18 protein-coding genes and 1 riboswitch are annotated in these 17,979 nt (G+C 50.7%); all 18 genes read left to right on the top strand.

From position 1 onward, the window contains the following. The first annotated feature begins 36 nt into the window (after positions 1–36). The 18 genes from ASF12_RS01850 (at position 37) to ccsA (ending at position 17,970) form a co-directional block, all read left to right on the top strand. Positions 37–1,848, top strand: a complete 1,812-nt coding sequence (locus ASF12_RS01850; protein WP_235533013.1) for a spore germination protein — start codon at positions 37–39, stop codon at positions 1,846–1,848. 116 nt (positions 1,849–1,964) lie between these two features. Next, a complete protein-coding gene (lysA, locus tag ASF12_RS01845; protein ID WP_056028905.1) occupies positions 1,965–3,296 on the top strand; it encodes a diaminopimelate decarboxylase in 1,332 nt (443 codons plus the stop codon). A 56-nt stretch (positions 3,297–3,352) separates the two neighbouring features. Next, positions 3,353–3,784 carry a peptidylprolyl isomerase gene (locus ASF12_RS01840; protein ID WP_056028903.1) on the top strand — a complete coding sequence of 144 codons (432 nt, stop codon included), beginning with the start codon at positions 3,353–3,355 and terminating at the stop codon, positions 3,782–3,784. Between the two features lie 197 nt (positions 3,785–3,981). Then, positions 3,982–4,192: riboswitch (FMN riboswitch) on the top strand. A 154-nt stretch (positions 4,193–4,346) separates the two neighbouring features. Continuing rightward, positions 4,347–5,453: a bifunctional diaminohydroxyphosphoribosylaminopyrimidine deaminase/5-amino-6-(5-phosphoribosylamino)uracil reductase RibD gene (gene ribD / locus ASF12_RS01835; RefSeq protein ID WP_056028901.1), complete on the top strand. Its 1,107-nt coding sequence runs from the start codon at positions 4,347–4,349 to the stop codon at positions 5,451–5,453. A gap of 15 nt (positions 5,454–5,468) precedes the next feature. Next, positions 5,469–6,158: a riboflavin synthase gene (gene ribE, locus ASF12_RS01830; RefSeq protein WP_056028899.1), complete on the top strand. Its 690-nt coding sequence runs from the start codon at positions 5,469–5,471 to the stop codon at positions 6,156–6,158. Between the two features lie 51 nt (positions 6,159–6,209). Then, the gene (locus ASF12_RS01825) at positions 6,210–7,460 is read left to right on the top strand and encodes a bifunctional 3,4-dihydroxy-2-butanone-4-phosphate synthase/GTP cyclohydrolase II (protein ID WP_056028897.1); all 1,251 of its coding nucleotides are present in this window, start codon (positions 6,210–6,212) and stop codon (positions 7,458–7,460) included. 41 nt (positions 7,461–7,501) lie between these two features. After that, entirely contained in the window at positions 7,502–7,972 is a 471-nt protein-coding gene (gene ribH, locus ASF12_RS01820; protein WP_056028895.1) for a 6,7-dimethyl-8-ribityllumazine synthase, read from the top strand. A 158-nt stretch (positions 7,973–8,130) separates the two neighbouring features. Beyond that, entirely contained in the window at positions 8,131–8,910 is a 780-nt protein-coding gene (locus ASF12_RS01815; RefSeq protein ID WP_056028893.1) for a segregation and condensation protein A, read from the top strand. Further along, on the top strand, positions 8,879–9,484 hold the full coding sequence (gene scpB / locus ASF12_RS01810; RefSeq protein ID WP_046231988.1) for an SMC-Scp complex subunit ScpB: 606 nt from the start codon (positions 8,879–8,881) through the stop codon (positions 9,482–9,484). The genes ASF12_RS01815 and scpB overlap by 32 nt, the downstream gene beginning before the upstream one ends. Positions 9,485–9,561: 77 nt before the next feature. After that, on the top strand, positions 9,562–10,248 hold the full coding sequence (locus ASF12_RS01805) for a DUF2953 domain-containing protein (RefSeq protein WP_056028891.1): 687 nt from the start codon (positions 9,562–9,564) through the stop codon (positions 10,246–10,248). A gap of 158 nt (positions 10,249–10,406) precedes the next feature. After that, on the top strand, positions 10,407–10,895 hold the full coding sequence (gene ytfJ / locus ASF12_RS01800; protein ID WP_056028889.1) for a GerW family sporulation protein: 489 nt from the start codon (positions 10,407–10,409) through the stop codon (positions 10,893–10,895). A gap of 243 nt (positions 10,896–11,138) precedes the next feature. Then, complete coding sequence (locus ASF12_RS01795) at positions 11,139–12,317, top strand: D-alanyl-D-alanine carboxypeptidase family protein (protein ID WP_056028887.1); 1,179 nt, start codon at positions 11,139–11,141, stop codon at positions 12,315–12,317. A 103-nt stretch (positions 12,318–12,420) separates the two neighbouring features. Then, the gene (locus ASF12_RS01790; RefSeq protein WP_056028885.1) at positions 12,421–13,089 is read left to right on the top strand and encodes a nucleoside recognition domain-containing protein; all 669 of its coding nucleotides are present in this window, start codon (positions 12,421–12,423) and stop codon (positions 13,087–13,089) included. Continuing rightward, complete coding sequence (locus tag ASF12_RS01785; RefSeq protein WP_056028883.1) at positions 13,082–13,615, top strand: spore maturation protein; 534 nt, start codon at positions 13,082–13,084, stop codon at positions 13,613–13,615. Before ASF12_RS01790 ends, ASF12_RS01785 begins: the two co-directional genes overlap by 8 nt. 54 nt (positions 13,616–13,669) lie before the next feature. Next, entirely contained in the window at positions 13,670–14,413 is a 744-nt protein-coding gene (locus ASF12_RS01780) for a pseudouridine synthase (protein ID WP_046231994.1), read from the top strand. A 90-nt stretch (positions 14,414–14,503) separates the two neighbouring features. Then, complete coding sequence (locus ASF12_RS01775) at positions 14,504–15,037, top strand: redoxin domain-containing protein (protein WP_056028881.1); 534 nt, start codon at positions 14,504–14,506, stop codon at positions 15,035–15,037. A 12-nt stretch (positions 15,038–15,049) separates the two neighbouring features. Continuing rightward, positions 15,050–16,711 (top strand): cytochrome c biogenesis protein ResB, encoded by a 1,662-nt coding sequence (resB, locus tag ASF12_RS01770; RefSeq protein ID WP_235533012.1) that lies wholly within the window; start codon positions 15,050–15,052, stop codon positions 16,709–16,711. Next, the gene (ccsA, locus tag ASF12_RS01765) at positions 16,708–17,970 is read left to right on the top strand and encodes a cytochrome c biogenesis protein CcsA (protein WP_056028879.1); all 1,263 of its coding nucleotides are present in this window, start codon (positions 16,708–16,710) and stop codon (positions 17,968–17,970) included. Before resB ends, ccsA begins: the two co-directional genes overlap by 4 nt. The last annotated feature ends 9 nt before the right edge of the window (positions 17,971–17,979 follow it).

Here is a 17,979-nt window from a genome sequence, read left to right as displayed (position 1 = left end):
GCAATGCTGGAGAACTGAGTGAGGTGAAGGAAGAAGATGGATAAGGATCAGGAGCAGCATAATGAACCGGGACAAGATTACAAGCACGCTAGTATTCCTGACATGATGAAGCTGGGAAATGAGCGTGGCACGGATACAGATAGGGACATCCATTCATCCGGCAAAAGAAAACGAGGCTGGCGGCAGGTGAAGGAGTTTATTCACGCCAAGCAGCTTGTTGGAGGGGAGCATCAGGAGCGACGCGAGGAGAGTAGAAGCGACCAGCAGCAAAATAGGGAGGAAGGGCAGCATGGCCACGGCCAGCCGCTGCATGCCCGTTCTAAAACGCTGGGACGAAGGAAGTCGCAAGGCAAAGGGCAGGGCAGCAAGCAAGGGCAGGATGGCCGAGAGGAACGAATACCTTCTGATTTGGATGACGTGCTGGAGCGGCTGAAAAATGAGCTTGGCTACGGCACCAGCTTCGATGTTGTCGTTCGGGAAATGATCTTCGGCGAGCGGCGGGTTGCCTTCGTGTTTATGAACGGTTTGGCAAAGGATACGCTGCAAACAGAAGTGCTTAAGCGGCTGACCTATTTGCAGCCGGACGATTTGTCATCCGATGCGCTGCATGCCTTTCTAGATATGTATGTGCCAGCGACTCAAGTTAGGTCTGAGCAGGATTGGAACAAGCTGCTGACGGGCATTCTCTCTGGGGGAACGGCGCTGTTCATCGACAAGGAAGCGACGGCGCTGCTCATTGACGCCAAAAACTACCCGGCCCGCTCGCCGGACGAGCCGAGCCTGGAGCGGGCCGTCAGGGGCAGCCGTGACGGTTTCGTCGAAACGTTGATGATGAATATATCGCTTGTACGGCGCAGACTGCGCGACCCGCAGCTTCGTTACGAGCTGGTGCAGATCGGCGAGCGAACGCAGACGGATGTCTGTATCGCCTACATTGACGATCTGGTAGACAAGGAATTGCTTAAATCCATTAAGGAAAAAATTTCGATCGTCAAGGTTGACGGCCTTCCGCTTGCCGACAAGCAGCTGGAGGAGGCGACCGTTAAACGGGGCTGGAGCCCATTCCCGCTTGTGCGTTACTCTGAGCGTCCAGACGTCGTAGCCTCACATTTGCTTGAAGGGGCAGTTGTCGTCTTCGTGGATACGTCGCCGAGCGTCATGATTTTGCCGACGACGTATTTCGATCTTATCCAGCATGTCGAGGAAAATCGCCAGACGCCGTTTATCGGTACCTATCTGCGCTGGGTACGATTTATTGGCATATTCGCCTCGCTTTTTCTGCTGCCGCTCTGGCTGCTGTTCGTTATCCATCCTGAGCTAAAGCCGCAGGCGCTGGAATTTCTCGGACCTTCAAAAACCGGCAAGCTGCCGCTGCTCGTGCAGTTTTTGCTGGCAGAGGTCGGCGTCGATCTGCTGCGCCTCGCCTCGGTGCATACACCAACTTCGCTGGCAACGGCGATGTCGCTCGTATCGGCTATTCTCATTGGGGATATTGCAGTGAAGACAGGCATTTTCGTCAACGAGGTCATTTTGTACATGTCGGTTGCGGCTATTGGCATGTTTGCGACGCCGAGCTATGAGCTGGGCCTGGCGAACCGGATTATCAGACTTGTGCTCATTACGCTTGTAGCTGCTCTCCAGGTTCCTGGCTTTATTGTCGGGACGACGGTCATCTTGCTGTTTTTGTGCATGGAGCGTTCATTCAACCGCCCTTACATGTGGCCGTTCATCCCGTTCGACTTCAGAGCGATGATGAGTATTATTTTCCGGACGCCCGTGCTGCAAAATCGCAAGCGGCCCAATCTGCTGCGGCCGCAGCAGCTCGATAAAATGCCTAAAACGGAGTGAAATCGGAAAAAATGCAAATGACATGTTAAATTATCCATTACGCTTGCGGGTAGATTACGATATACTGTTGCTATTGGTGCAAATCGAATCTATTCACGTATGGAGGAATAATAACAATGTACTTGCATGGAACGAGCAAAGTTAATGCCCAGGGGCATTTGGAAATCGGTGGCTGCGATGTAACGGAGCTGGCGAAAGAATATGGTACGCCGCTATATATTGTCGATGAGGCGCTTGTGCGTAAGCGTGCGAATGAATATGTGACTGCTTTTCAACAATCCGGCCTGCAATTCCAAGTGGCCTATGCAAGCAAAGCATTCAGCACAATGGCCATGTGTGCGCTTGCCGAGCAGGAAAACCTGTCACTTGACGTCGTTTCCGACGGAGAGCTTCATACGGCGCTGAAAGCGGGCTTCCCGGCAGCGCGCATCCACTTTCACGGCAACAATAAATCGCCGGATGAAATCAACATGGCGCTTGATGCAGGCATCGGCTGCTTCGTAGTAGACAATTCTATTGAGCTTAAAGTGCTTAATGCGCTGGCGAAGGACAAAGGCTTGACAGTTAAAATTTTGCTGCGGATTACGCCGGGTGTTGAGGCGCATACGCATGACTATATTTCCACAGGCCAACAGGATTCCAAGTTCGGCTTCGACTTGACGAATGGCGCGGCTAAGCAGGCGATTAAAGAAGCGATGGAGCTGTCCAATCTGGATGTGCTTGGCGTTCATTCCCACATCGGCTCGCAAATTTTTGAAGTAGACGGCTTCCAGATGGCTGTTGAGAAAATGTCGGCGTTTGCGATTGAAATTCGCCAAGACCTTGGCTTGACGTTCCAGGTTATCAACCTTGGCGGAGGCTTCGGCATCCGTTATGTTGACGGAGATTCCCCGCTTCCAGTTGCTCAATACGTGGCAGCGATCACGGATACGCTTATTTCCAGCTTTACGGCAGCGGATTTCCCGCTTCCTGAAATTTGGGTTGAGCCAGGCCGCAGCATGGTTGGCGATGCAGGCACAACGCTTTATACCGTTGGAACGAGCAAAGAAATACCAGGCGTGCGCAAATATATCGCTGTAGACGGCGGCATGATGGATAACCCGCGTCCGGCGCTGTATCAATCCGTTTATGAAGCGATGCTAGCGAATCGTGCGAACGAAGCGAACGAAGAGACCGTTACCGTAGCGGGCAAAGCTTGCGAAAGCGGCGACAAGCTCATTATTGATCTGGAATTGCCGAAAGCAAACAGCGGCGATCTGCTTGCAGTATTTTGCACGGGCGCTTATAATTATTCGATGGCGAGCAACTACAACCGTTTCCGCCGTCCAGCCGTCGTATTTGTCAAAGATGGCGTGTCTGATCTCGTCGTTCAGCGCGAATCTTTGGACAATATTGTCGGCAATGACTTGCTTCCGGCAAGACTTCGCAAAACAGCCCTTGCGAAATAAGGGTTAAATTTGGTAACGTAGTCTTATTCGGATATAGAAAGGTAGATGTTTAATAGATGGCAAAACAAGCGAAAATTACAATGGCAAACGGAGCAGAGGTTATTATTGACCTTTTTGATCAAGATGCGCCTAACACAGTTGCAAACTTTGAGAAGCTTGCAAACGATGGTTTTTATAATGGTTTGACTTTCCACCGCGTAATTCCGGGCTTCGTTGCTCAAGGCGGCTGCCCTACAGGCAACGGCACTGGCGGACCTGGCTACACAATCAACTGTGAAATCAACCCGAATAAGCATGAGCGCGGTACGCTTGCAATGGCACATGCTGGACGCAACACAGGCGGAAGCCAATTCTACATCGGCTATGCTCCACAGCCGCATTTGGATGGCGGACACACTGTATTTGGCAAAGTCGCTAAAGGCATGGAGCATGTTGACACGTTCCGCCAAGGCGAAAAAATGGAAAAAGTTGAAATCGTAACGGTTTAATCGTTGCGGGAAGGCCGTTTGTTTTTTCGATTCGTCGGAAAAACAAGCGGCTTTTTTACAAAAGAATAGGACAGTGTGGCTGCTAACCTGAGAATTAAAATCGAAATTTCTTGCTTTTTCAATTTTGCGGTGGTAACATTTCATCAGAGTTACATTTTAAAAGTAAGTGACCAATATTTTATAAAAATAATACAGTGACTTTCCTTCGGGGTCGGGTGAAATTCCCAACCGGCGGTGATCAGGAGGCTGTCTAAGCGCTTTGAACGATGAAGCGACATAGCTGCTGCCTGTCAGTCCGTGACCCGTGTACATTCCATTCAGAGCGTGTGAACGCATGAGCGGTTTGTATACGGCTGACCTGGTGCAATTCCGGGACCGACAGTACAGTCTGGATGGGAGAAGGAGACACTTTCAAGGCGTGATTTCATGCTTATTTGCTTGCACTTTTTTTTGCTGGGCAATTAGGTCTGTTAAAATCGATTATTTGTGTACTTGAAAGCGGGTCTCTAAGGTATACTCTCATCTCCGTTGGCTATGTTGCTAATGGAGGTTTTTTGCGTTCATGGATATTTTGAATGACAGTTATTATATGAGCTTGGCACTGGATATGGCAGAGAAAGCGGCGGGGCAGACGGATATTAATCCCGTCGTCGGCTGCGTCGTTGTAAAGGATGGCCGGATTATTGGCCTTGGCACGCATCTCAAGCGGGGAACCGGGCATGCCGAGGTGCATGCGCTGCAAATGGCGGGAGAGGAAGCGGAAGGCGCCACCGCTTATGTGACGCTGGAGCCTTGCAGCCATTTTGGCAAGACGCCTCCTTGCTGCGAACGGCTAATTGATGCCAAGGTCGCACGGGTAGTCGTGGCTACGACCGATCCGAACCCGCAGGTAGCTGGGCGTGGCCTTGAACGGCTGAAGGAATGCGGCATTGAGGTTGAAGTAGGCCTTCTCGGAGACCGCTCCAACCAAATGAATGAGAAATTCAACAAATACATTACGACGAAGCTGCCGTTTGTCACCCTTAAGACAGCGAGCACGCTCGACGGCAAAATCGCTTCCCGCACCGGCGACAGCAGATGGGTAACGGGCAGTGCGGCAAGGGAGCAGGTGCACACGCTGCGCCATCAGCATATGGGCATCATGGTCGGTATCGGCACCGTGCTTGCCGATGATCCGCAGCTGACGACGAGAGCGGACGTTCCGGCGCTGCATCCGGTGCGTATAGTCATCGACAGCAGCCTTAAGCTGCCGCTTACCGCGCGTGTGGTGACGGATCGGACGGCAAGGACGATCGTCATCGCAACTGAGCAGGCGGATGATGCCAAGGCGCAGGAGCTGCTGGCAGCTGGCGTTGAGCTCATTCGGGCAGGCACTGGCAAGCAGGTGGATTTGCCAGAAGCGATGAGAAAGCTTGGCGAGCTGGAAATTGGTTCGGTTTTGCTGGAAGGTGGCGGCAAGCTTAATGGCGCGATGCTGACAGCCGGACTCATCGACAAAATCATGCTTTATATGGCACCTAAAATTATTGGCGGGGCAGCCGCTCCCGGCACCTTTGATTTTGAAGGCTTCGAGAAAATGGCACAGGCTATTGAGCTGGAGCGTATGCAGGTGGAACAAGCGGGAGCTGATATTTGCATTAGCGGCTACCCTGTCTATCGCGATGTTTAGAGAGGAGGGCTGGCCGTGTTTACAGGTCTGATTGAAGAAGTCGGTAAGCTGAAACGGGTGGTCAAGCAGGGTGAGGCTATGGTAGTAACGATTGCTGCTTCCCGCGTTCTCGAAGGCGTAGCGCTGGGTGACAGCATAGCGGTAAACGGCGTTTGTCTGACAGTCATCTCCTTTACAGGCAGCACCTTTGATGCCGATGTAATGCCAGAAACGTACCGGCGCTCCAATCTTCACCAGCTGAAGCCCGGGGAGCAGGTCAACCTGGAGCGGGCGATGCTGGCAGGAGGGCGCTTCGGCGGTCATATGGTGCAGGGGCATATTGACGGTACAGGCATCATTGCCAAAAGGGAAACCGACGCTAATGCTGTCATATTCAGCATAAAGCTCCATGATGCGGCAACGCTGAAATATGTCATTCCTAAAGGTTCGATCGCTATTGATGGCATCAGCTTGACGGTTGTCGGGACGAATGATTCTGGCTTCTCGGTGTCGGTCATCCCACATACGCTGGGAGAAACGGCATTACTGGATAAGCGCATAGGCGATTCGGTTAATATCGAATGCGATATGATTGGCAAATATGTGGAGCATTTGCTGCATTTCAAGCCAGCACGCGAGGCTGGTGCGGCTTCCGGCGGCAAAGCCGGCAAGGCTGGCGGAGCAAAGCTGAGCGCTGCTTTTTTAAGTGAAAATGGATTTATGTAATAACCAGGTAGTGGCTAGTTGAAGTGGTGAATGATCAGGGAGGGAAGCTTTATGGGACAGCAGGATCAGCCTTTAGAGAAATCTTTGTTCAATACGATTGAGGAAGCGCTTGAGGATTTGCTGCTTGGCAAGCCCGTTATCGTTGTAGATGATGAGGATCGGGAAAATGAGGGCGACCTCATTGCGCTGGCCTCCATGGCGACGCCTGAAGTCATCAATTTTATGATTACAAAGGCGCGGGGGCTTGTGTGTGTTCCGATTACCGCAGAGCGGGCGGAGCAATTGGAGCTGCCGCCGATGGTAGCGCGCAACACGGATTTTCATGGAACGGCGTTTACCGTTTCCGTTGACCATATTTCCACAACGACCGGCATCTCCGCGCATGAGCGCTCCGAGACGGTCAAGTCGCTCATTGACCCGAACACGAAGGCGGCAGATTTCCGCAAGCCGGGCCACATTTTCCCGCTAATTGCGAAAGATGGCGGTGTGCTCAGACGGGCAGGCCATACAGAGGCAGGTATCGATCTGGCCCTGATGTGCGGCTCGGAACCGGCAGCGGTCATTTGCGAGGTCATTAATGAAGATGGCACGATGGCAAGATTGCCGGATCTCGTGGCGTTTAAGCATGAGCATGATCTCAAGCTTATTACAATCCAAGAGCTGATTATATACCGCAATGCGAAGGAAAAGCTCGTCGAGCGTGTCGTTGAGGTTAATATGCCAACGGATTTCGGCGATTTTAAAGCGATTGGTTTTACGAATGATGTAGACGGCAAGGAGCATGTTGCTTTTGTCAAAGGCGAGATTGATCCAGGAACTCCGCTGCTTGTGCGCGTGCACTCGGAATGCTTGACGGGCGATGTGTTCCATTCGCATCGTTGTGATTGCGGGCCGCAGCTTGCGGCAGCGCTGTCGCAAATTGAGGAAGCGGGCAATGGCGTGCTGCTCTATATGCGCCAGGAAGGACGCGGAATCGGTCTGATCAACAAGCTGAAAGCTTATGTGCTTCAGGAGCAGGGGCTGGATACGGTCGATGCCAATTTGCAGCTTGGATTTGCGCCGGACTTGCGGGACTACGGTATTGGCGCACAAATTTTGCGCGATCTCGGCATTCGCAAAATGCGCCTGCTCACCAACAACCCGCGCAAAATTAAAGGGCTGGAAGGCTATGGCCTTGAAGTCACCGAGCGTGTGCCGATTCAAATGGAAGCGAATAAGGACAATGATCGTTATTTGCGGACGAAGCAGGCGAAGCTGGGCCATCTGTTCGATTTTCAGGATCAAAACCAGGAACAACAGTAATATTAAAAATATTATAAAAACCATTTGGGAGGAATTTAATTATGCCGCATGTATATGAGGGACATTTAGTATCGGAAGGCTTGCGTTACGGAATCGTTGTTGGAAGGTTTAACGAATTTATTGCCGGCAAGCTGCTGAGCGGAGCGCTTGATGCGTTTAAACGCCATGGCGCTTTGGATAATGAGGTTGAGGTTGCTTGGGTGCCAGGAGCTTTTGAAATTCCGCTTATCGCGCAAAAAATGGCAGAGAGCGGCAAATACGATGCGGTTATTACGCTTGGCGCCGTTATTAGAGGATCAACGCCGCATTTTGATTATGTGTGCAATGAGGCGGCCAAAGGGGTAGCGGCTGTTGGCTTGAAAACGGGCGTACCGACGATTTTTGGCGTATTGACGGTTGATTCCATCGAGCAAGCGATTGAACGCGCAGGAACAAAAGCTGGAAATAAAGGGTATGAAGCAGCTGCTAGTGCAATAGAGATGGCTAATTTGACAAAATTGCTGCATAATTAAGCTTAAGGCTTGCAGCTCGCGAGATGGGCCTCTGAGAAGAGGCCTTTCTATATTTTCAGCGTAACGGATGGATGCCGCTAGTGTGTGTTGGCAGCAGCTGTTTACGCTTACGGGTGGCGCAGCGATTTTATCGGAAGATTAGTCGGGAGGAAATGGCAGTGTCAGTGCTTTACAAGCTGGAATCTTTCGAAGGGCCTCTGGATTTGCTGCTGCATTTGATTGATAAAGCAGAAATCGATATTCATGAGGTATCGATCAATGAGATTACAGATCAGTATATGGACTATTTGAACGCAATGACGGAGATGGAGCTTGAGGTGACCAGCGAGTTTTTGGTGATGGCAGCTACGCTGCTGGCCATCAAGAGCAGGCAGCTGCTGCCGAAGCCGCCCGTGTTTGAGGAAGAATATGAGGACTGGCCGGATGATGGCCTTGATCCTCGTGATGAGCTCATTCAGAAGCTCGTGGAATACCGCAAATTCAAGCAAATTGCCGAGCAGCTGCGCGAGAAGGAAACGCAGCGGAGCCTCGTTTTTTCGCGTGAGCCGGAGGACATGACCCCCTTTTTGCAGGAGCAGGACATTAACCCGCTTGAGGGCCTGCATGTGTCTGATCTGGTAGCGGCTTTTCAGCGTGCGCTCAAAAAGGCAGCGAGGCGCCAATTTGTGGCGACCGTGCAGCGGGACGAAATTTCCGTAAAGGATCGGATTCGCGACATTGTTGAAGTACTGCGGCAGTATGAGACGGTGCAGTTTTCAAAGCTGATTCGTGAAAATATGGACAAGCATGAAATCGTCGTAACGTTTTTGGCGATTTTGGAGTTGATGAAGATGAAGCATATTCGTTGTTTTCAGCATCAGCTGTTTGATGATATTGTCATTCATTGGAGAGGGGATGCAGAGGACAGTGGATTATCAGAAGTTGAAGTCGATTATTGAGGGCCTGCTGTTCATGGCAGGAGATGAAGGACTGACGAAGCGGCAAATTGCTGATATTATGCAGTTTGATGCCGAGCTTGCTGCCGATTTGGTGTATGAGCTGCACCGGGATTTGGCGCGTGAGGAGCGGGGCGTTCAGGTAACGGAGGTTGCTGGTGCTTATCGGTTGACGACGCATCCTGATCACGCAGCTTATTTTGAGCGGATGGCCTATACGCCAACACGTTCGCAGCTGTCGCAGGCAGCGCTGGAGACGTTATCAATCGTTGCCTACCGCCAGCCGATTACCCGAATTGATATCGAGGAAATTCGCGGTGTCAAAACCGATAGAGCGATTCAGTCGCTCGTCTCTAAAGATTTAATTGAAGAGGTGGGCCGCGCGGAAGCAATAGGACGTCCTATTTTGTACGGCACGACCAAAGCGTTCCTCGATTATTTCGGCTTGTCGAGCATTAAAGCTTTGCCAGAGCCGAAGCACATCGATGTAGAAGACGCCCTTGAAGAACAGACGCAAATGCTGTTTGAACGCATCGGCGAGCGGCAAATGACCATTGACGAGATTCCGCCGAATTAATCAAGCTTGCAGAGAATGAGATTTGACCGCCGGGTCATACTATATTCAATCCATAATAGGAAAACGGAGGAAGCAAAATGCCCGGAAACCTTTACGGCTTGATGACGGCGGCAGGTCTCTTTTTTTTGTTCTTATTGCTGCTGGCCCTTGCTTCGCCGGTGCGTGTATATGGAAAGCTGACTAGGAAGGGCGAGCTTGACCATATCGATGTGCGAATTGTAGGGCTGTACGGGCTGCTGCACTATAAGGTGAAGATCCCGCAGATGAAATTGCAGGGGGCCATGATTCGGCTGCATGAGCAAATTAGTACCAACCGTGCGGGCGTACAGCATTCCAAAGAGCAGCAGGGGAAAATTGACGCCGAAAATGTACAGCGGTTTATAGAAAAACTGAAGCATGCGGTGGAAGTTACCGATAATTTGCGAGGCTGGGTCAAGCAGCTGCTGAAAAAGGTGCAATTGACCGAATGGAAATGGTCGACAACGGTAGGCGTTGGAGACGCGATGTGGACGGCCATGACGACGGGGGCAGTATGGTCGATTAAAACGACGATGCTGGGCGTCATTTCACAATTCGTGCTGCTTAAAGCCGATCCGGTGCTCCAGGTGCAGCCGGTATACCAAGGAACTTATTTTCAGACGGAATGGCATTGTACGGCTAAGCTCAGCATGTTCCATGCGGTGAGATCTTGGCTGGCTTTGCTGCTGAGACTCAAAAAAGGCTCGCACGGCATTCATGTGTGGCACCATATATTGTTTAAATAATGGATGAGCATAGCTAAATATTTCATGGGCAAGCAAAACCACCTCCTTCAAAAGGGGCGTGGTTTTGCTTTTTTTTAATTACATACAATACGCGGCCGCGGGAAACATTATTAGCGTAGCCTGCGTTAAATTGATTTGGACAATTAGGAGGAGATGTTGTGCAAGAGCATCCAATACAGGGCCTTATGCAGACAGCAATGGAAAATATTAAAGAAATGGTCGACGTCAATACGATTGTAGGCGACCCTGTGCAAACGCCAGACGGCAGCATTATTATGCCGATCAGTAAAGTTGGCTTCGGTTTTGTAGCCGGAGGTAGTGATATGCGGTTCAGCGGTGACAGCTCGGCTTCGTCCAGCAGCTCCGATGACAGTCACAAAGCTACCGTAGCAACTCCTTTCGGCGGAGGAAGCGGCGGCGGCGTATCCATTACACCAATTGCCTTCCTCGTTGTCGGCACCCAAGGCGTCAAAATCGTGCCGCTCGACAACAACACGCATTTGCTGGAGCGAATTATTGATTCGACACCATATGTATTTGACAAGGTGCAATCGATGATGCGAAGCTCGTCCAGTGGTGCAAGCCAATTAACTGGCACCACTATGAACTCAGGCTATATGAGCACAACTGACACAACCATTATTTAAGGCCAGAGCTGCCCGCAAGGGCAGTTTTTCGTTTAAAGTATAAATTTTAAAAGTTAAGCCTATATAGATATTGTAATATTGCTGCGCTCGTTAGGTACTGGAACGTCAGCTAGGGCGTAAGCGGGCTACACTTTACAGTCTTATTTTGCCGAGACAAGCATATAGTGTACAAGGCGTTTAAAAGTCTGTAGGAAAGTCCTTCCTTGTATATCAGACTTACACATAGGAAAGGGGCCGCGAAGAATGATTAGCAATGTGAAAATAGCTCGATTACTGCTCTTGTTAGGTTTGGCGCTCTGCTTGACAGAGACAAGCCTGCCAGCGCCAGGCTACGCGGCTGAACCAGAACCGCTGAGCACACATGCATCAGCGTCGGCGCTGATTGATGTCACCTCAGGCAGATTGCTCTACAGCGAGGACGGTGACAAGCCGATGCTTATAGCCAGCTTAACCAAAATTATGACCGCAATCGTAGCGATAGAGCATGGCAACCTGTCAGGCACCGTCAAGACGGGCAAGCGTGCAGTAGGCAAGGAAGGGTCCTCGATTTATTTGCAGCTTAATGAAGAAATGAAATTGCAGGACATGCTCTATGGCCTCATGCTGCGCTCGGGAAATGATGCAGCAACCGCAATTGCCGAGCATGTCGGCGGTTCAGAGGATGGCTTCGTTGTGCTGATGAATGAAAAAGCTGCTTTTCTGGGAATGAAAAACTCCCAATTTAAAAACCCGCATGGCCTTGATGAGGAGGGGCATTATTCCTCTGCTAACGATCTTGCTAAGCTGGCAGCTTATGCGCTGCGCAATCCCGTGTTTGCCAAAATTGTCAGCACACCGGTCAAGCAGGTTCCAAATCCGCATGAGCAGTGGCAGTACAAATGGGTGAACAAAAATAAAATGCTCCAAATGTATGAGGGTGCAGATGGTGTTAAAACCGGCTACACCAAGCAGGCGCTGCGCTGCCTTGTCAGCTCCGCCACCCGTGACGGTCAGCAGCTGGCAGCTGTCACACTTAGCGATGGAGACGATTGGGCGGATCATCGCCATATGCTTGATTGGGGCTTCGAGCATTATCCGCTAGCCCAAATAGCGGGTAAAGGACAGGCGCTTGCCGGCTATCCTTACGCTGTAGGGCAAAGCTTCAGCTACCCCTTAACGGAGGAGGAAAAAGGCCAGCTGACTTCGCGGCTTGTCGTGGTAAATGCGGCAACGACGCGTTATGCATTAGGCGAAAGAGGAACGCTGGAGTGGTATATGAACGGGGCGAAAATAGGAGCTGTACCAATCTATGATACGGGAAGCAGCAGACTTACGCTTCCGGAGCGCAAAAAGGCCGAAGCGGATGCCTTTTTCAACGATGGGCTAAGGAAAGAAAGTTATTTGGCGGCGGCTGGCGAAGCCATTCGGGCGTTGTTTAGTTGATATAAGTCTGCAGTATACCACTTTAAATGGAATCTGAAACGGCTGCTTCGTGATGAAGATGAAAGCCGCCGTTTACGCTTGACTGCTTGGGGAGGCGGGAAGCATGGTTAATTTTATTTGGCTGTTTTTAATTGTCATTAGCGTCGTTGTCGGTGCTTTCAATGGCAAAATCGATGCAGTAGCCGGAGCCGCGTTCACAGGAGCGCAGGCCGGCGTGACGATCAGCTTTGGGCTGATCAGCATTATGGTGTTCTGGCTTGGCATGATGCGAATAGCGGAGGATGCCGGGCTGTTGAAGAAAATGGCACAGCTGCTCGGTCCCATCGTCCGCTTTCTATTTCCCGATGTGCCCAAAAACCATCCGGCACTCGGCTATATTATGAGCAACCTCAGCGCCAACCTCTTCGGATTAGGCAATGCAGCAACGCCGATGGGCATTAAGGCGATGCAGGAGCTGCAGAAGCTGAGCCCAGATCCGGCTGTAGCCACTCCAGCCATGTGCACGCTGCTGGCGCTAAATACGTCCAGCATTACGCTTATTCCTACGACATTAATTGCGATTCGCATGAATTACGGCTCGGCGAATCCGGCGGAAATCGTCGGCACGACGCTCGCCGCAACGTTTATTGCCACCACCGCGGCGATTGCAGCTGATCGCTGGTACCGCAGCAGGCAAAAGCCGCCTATTATTAAAGGCCCATCCCAGCCTCTTGCTCCTCCAGCCAAGCCGGGAGCTGCGGCAGCTTCGGGGGGAGGTGGCGGCGTTGCTTGACGCTTTTACAAGAGCATCGGCATGGTTGATACCCGCTATTATCGTATTTATTCCGCTTTATGCGGCTTTTCGCAAAGTGCCCGTCTATGAGACCTTCACAGAAGGAGCCAAGGACGGCTTCGGTACGGCCATTGCAATTATTCCCCATCTCGTTGGGATGATGGTCGCGATCAGCATGTTTCGCGCTTCTGGCGCGATGGATTTTATGATTGGCGCCGTTCGTCCGTTGTTCGATTGGCTCAGCATACCGAGCGAGGTATTGCCGCTTGCGGTGCTCAGGCCGCTAACGGGGGCAGGGTCGCTTGCTTTTACCGCAGACCTGATTCAAACCTATGGGCCGGATTCGATGATTGGCCGGATTGCGTCTACCATTCAAGGAAGCACGGATACGACGCTTTATGTGCTGACCGTTTATTTTGGCGCTATCGGCATTCGAAAAACCAAATATGCGCTTAAAGTGGGCTTGTTTTCCGATCTGATCGGTTTTTTAGCGGCAATTTTCATTTGCATGTACATATTCGGTTAACAGTGCTTGTGCTTTGCGCCTCATATCGGTATGATAAAGTTTGAGGTGAAAGTATTGGAACGTTTACAGAAAATATTAGCGCAAGCGGGCATCGCATCCCGAAGAAAATGCGAGGAAATGATTTTGGCCGGAGTGGTGGAAGTCAATGGCGAGAAAGTGACCGAGCTTGGTGTGAAAGCAGACCCAGCTGTCGATGTCATTCTCGTGAATGGCAAGCCGATCCGAAATGAGAAGAAAGTGTATGTGATGCTGAATAAGCCGAAGGGCGTTATTACGAGTGCGAGCGATCCGCAAGGCCGCAAAATCGTCTCTGACTATTTGCCAGGCATCAGGGAGCGCGTGTATCCGGTAGGCCGCTTGGACTATGATACGGAAGGGCTGCTGCTGCTGACGAATGACGGCGAGTTCGCCAATCTTCTGACGCATCCGAGCCATCATGTACCGAAAACCTATTATGCGACAGTAAAGGGCGTGCCTCACGGAACGCTGCTGGACCAATTGAAGAAGGGCGTTAAGCTTGAAGACGGCATGACCGCTCCTGCTGAGGTTGAGTACCAGGATGTTAATACGGAAGAGAATACATCGACTGTCCGTATTACCATTTATGAAGGCCGCAATCGCCAGGTTAGACGGATGTTCGAAGCGATTAACCATCCTGTCGTTCGCTTGAGAAGGGTGAAGTTCGGCGAGCTGGGCTTGCACAATTTGGCAAGGGGGCAATTCCGCCATCTGACGCCTGTAGAAGTGAAGGAGCTGCGCGAAGCTGCTCGCAAGTCACATAAAGTTCATAAAAAGTAGACGGCGGCAGCGGCAATTGCCGCCAGCTTTTCGTTATAATGGAACTATCTATGTTGACACACTAACCGAAATGCAGGTGATGAAAGCCCTATGAAATCGTCACGCAAAATTATGCAAATCGTCATATTGTCAGCCGTGCTCATAATCGGGGGGTATGCGATTGGAACAACTTTGTTTGCTTCGGGCGAAAGCGGGGGCATTCCGAAGGTGGGCGGCACACCGCCGGAGTTTAAGCTTGTAGATTTGCAGGGCAACGTGCATCAGTTGTCCGATTATAAGGGCAAAGCGATCGTCGTTAATTTCTGGGGAACGTTCTGCCCGCCATGCGTGAAGGAAATGCCGGAATTCGAACGTCAATTTGCCAAATGGCAAAACGATGGCCTCGAAATTCTGGCTATTAATTTGAGTGAGGATACACTCACCGTCAATAATTTCGTCCGCCAGTTTGAGCTGAACTATCCGATATTGCGCGATGTTGACAGGAAGACGGAGCGAAAGTATGGACTTAAGTCGTATCCGACTACTTTTTTCGTAAAGCCGGATGGCACCATTATGGATATTACAGTTGGCGGAATGACAGAGGAATATATCGATGAGCGTATTGAGAAGCTGTTAACGTATTAGGAGGTTTCTTCCGTGTTATCTATACATAACACCAAGTGTGAATGCGGGCATCAGAACGCGGTTGGAACTGTGCTGTGCGAAAGCTGCGGCAAGCCGCTTATGGAGGACCAGCAGCAAAGTGAGCCGCTGGAAATGCGTTATGACGGCATTGCCCGGCGTTCGCAGAAGAAAAACCAAAATCCGATCGATCGGATTTGGAGCTTTTTTTCTTCCGTCAAAATTGCGATTTATTTGATCGTGCTGACGTTTCTCGGCGCTACTCTAGGAACGATTTACCCGCAGGAAAACACGTTTATTAACAATTTTGATATTGCGGCTTATTATGAAAGTACATACGGCACCCCAGGGAAGATTTATCATATGCTGGGGTTGTCGCACACTTATGAGTCCTGGTGGTTCATTACGCTGCTTGTAATGATCGGAACGTCGCTCGTCATTTGCAGCCTGGACCGGATTTTGCCGTTATATCGGGCACTGAGCAAGCAGCAAATTCGCAAGCATCTCCAGTTCATCAATCGGCAGAAGACGGTTTATTCCGCAAAAGTGGACGAGCCTGCCGAAGCTTGGGTGGAGCAGTTTGCGGCTCAGCTAAAGCGGAAGCGCTACCGCGTTCATATGGACGGTTCAGCGCTGCTTGCGGAGAAAAACCGATTTAGTAGATGGGGGCCTTATATTAATCATATCGGCCTTATTTTGTTTCTGCTCTCGATACTCGCCCGCAGCTTGCCAGGCTGGCAAATGGACAGCTATATTTCCGTTGCTGACGGCGCGACCGTACCGATTGAAGGCACCAACTATTTTGTCAAAAATGAAAAGTTTACCGTTGATTTTTATACGGATGACGAGCTTCCGCCAGAGCTGAAGGGACAAGCTAGGGCAAAGCTCTATGAAACGGCGGCTGTCCTTTATACATGTACAAGCGGCTGCGAGGCTGGCGAGACGCCGGTGCTTGAGGAAGTAGCCAAACATGATATTATCGTCAACAGCCCGCTGAAGTATAAGGGCTTGAAGCTTTATCAGTTTGACTTCGACCTGACGCCCAAGCTGATCAGTGTCAAGCCGATGCTGATCAACAAAGAGACCGGCGAGAAATACGGGCCGTTCGAGCTGATGATGAAGGATGCGGAGCTTAATTATGAGCTCGGTCCTTACAAGATGCGGCTGATCGCCAATTACATGGATTTTGCAGTTGGCGAGAACGGCGAACCGACGACGCTTGGACGTGAGCCGAATGCGCCTGCATTCGTCTTTCTGATTACCGGGCCGGGACTGCCTGAAGCCGGGCAGCCTTACATGTATTTCCCGATGCAGAAGGACAAGGAGAAGTTCGGGCAAGATCAAATTAATGGCGCTTTAGCAAGCAAGTTTGAGATCAAGGTCGACGGAATGCAAAATGTCAACTTCTCAGAAGCTTCTACCTCGCTTAACGTTCGTGTGGACAAGGCATTGAACTTCGTCTGGGTCGGCGCAGCTATTTCAATGATTGGCCTATTGATGGGCTCCTATTGGCAGCATCGTAGAATTTGGCTGCGCATTGATGATGGCCAGCTGTCTCTTGGCGCACACACGAATAAAAACTGGTACGGCATGCGGGCGGATGTGGCGGGCGCGCTTCAAAAAAATGGCGTGACCGTAGATCCAAAGTCGCTAGATAACGGAGGGAATAACGCGTGAGTTTAGTTGATTTGAGCAGTGATGCTTTTATAGCCGCTTTTTTTCTGTATTGCTTTGCCTTTTTATTTTATGTCATTGCGATTGCGGGGAAAAAGTGGAGCAACCGCGATCCGTTTCAGCATGAGAAGCGCTGGGGACGCATTGCGTTTATCACTTCAAGCTTGGGGCTGGCTGCCCATCTGACCTTCTTCTTCACACGATGGGCAGGAAGCGGTCAAATTCCAACGAGTAATATGTACGAATTTATGACCTTCCTCGGCATGGCGATTATGATTGCTTTTACGATTATATATGCGATTTATCGTAAAGCGCTGCTGGGCATGTTCTCCCTGCCGCTAACTGTTATTATCGTGGCTTATGCTTCGGTTTTTCCACAGGAGGTTCAGCCGCTTATTCCAGCGCTTAACTCGATTTGGCTGAAAGTGCATGTCACGACAGCTGCGCTCGGCGAAGCCTTTTTTGCCGTCGGTTTTGCTGCCGGGCTTATGTATTTGCTGCGGGTTGTTGATTTTAAAAGCGAGACGAAGGAAGCGCGGAGATCACGATTTTGGGTCGAATTCTCGCTATATACGATTATTATTATTATTGGTTTTCTCGTTGCGGTATTTGGTTTCCGCTCCGCTGGTTATGAAGCGCAGTTCTCGCAAGAGCTGTCGACAATCGATTCTAAAGGGATTGAGTCATCTAAAGTCGAAACGGTTGATTATACGCTGCCCCCAATTGTGAAGCCTTATAACAGCCAGGTCGTCCATGCTGACAGCTTCCTCGGCATGACGGATACGAAGCTTGAGGCACCATCATGGATGAACGGCGTTAATGCCGGCCGCAAGCTCAATACGGTTATTTGGTCGATTATTGCCGGAACGATTTTGTATGGCTTGCTTCGCCTTGTATTCCGCAAGCCGCTTGGCGCAGTCATTCATCCAGTCATGGAGGGTGTTGACCCGGATGATCTGGATGAAATCAGCTATCGTGCCATTGCGATAGGCTTTCCGATTTTCACGCTCGGTGCGCTCATCTTTGCCATGATTTGGGCCAATATTGCCTGGGGCCGATTCTGGGGTTGGGACCCGAAGGAAGTTTGGGCGCTTATTTCCTGGCTTTACTACAGTGCTTATTTGCATTTCAGATTGTCGCGCGGTTGGCAGGGCCTGCGGTCCTCTTGGCTCGCGGTCATCGGCTTCGTCGTTATTTTATTTACGCTGATTGGCGTAAATCTGGTAATAGCGGGCCTTCATTCTTACGCGGGAACGAATTAATCGCGATTG

It is taken from the genome of Paenibacillus sp. Leaf72 (genome assembly GCF_001422685.1).
Lineage (GTDB): Bacteria > Bacillota > Bacilli > Paenibacillales > Paenibacillaceae > Pristimantibacillus.
Note: the sequence above shows the minus strand (reverse complement) of the source record. Positions and strands in the feature narration are given on the sequence as shown.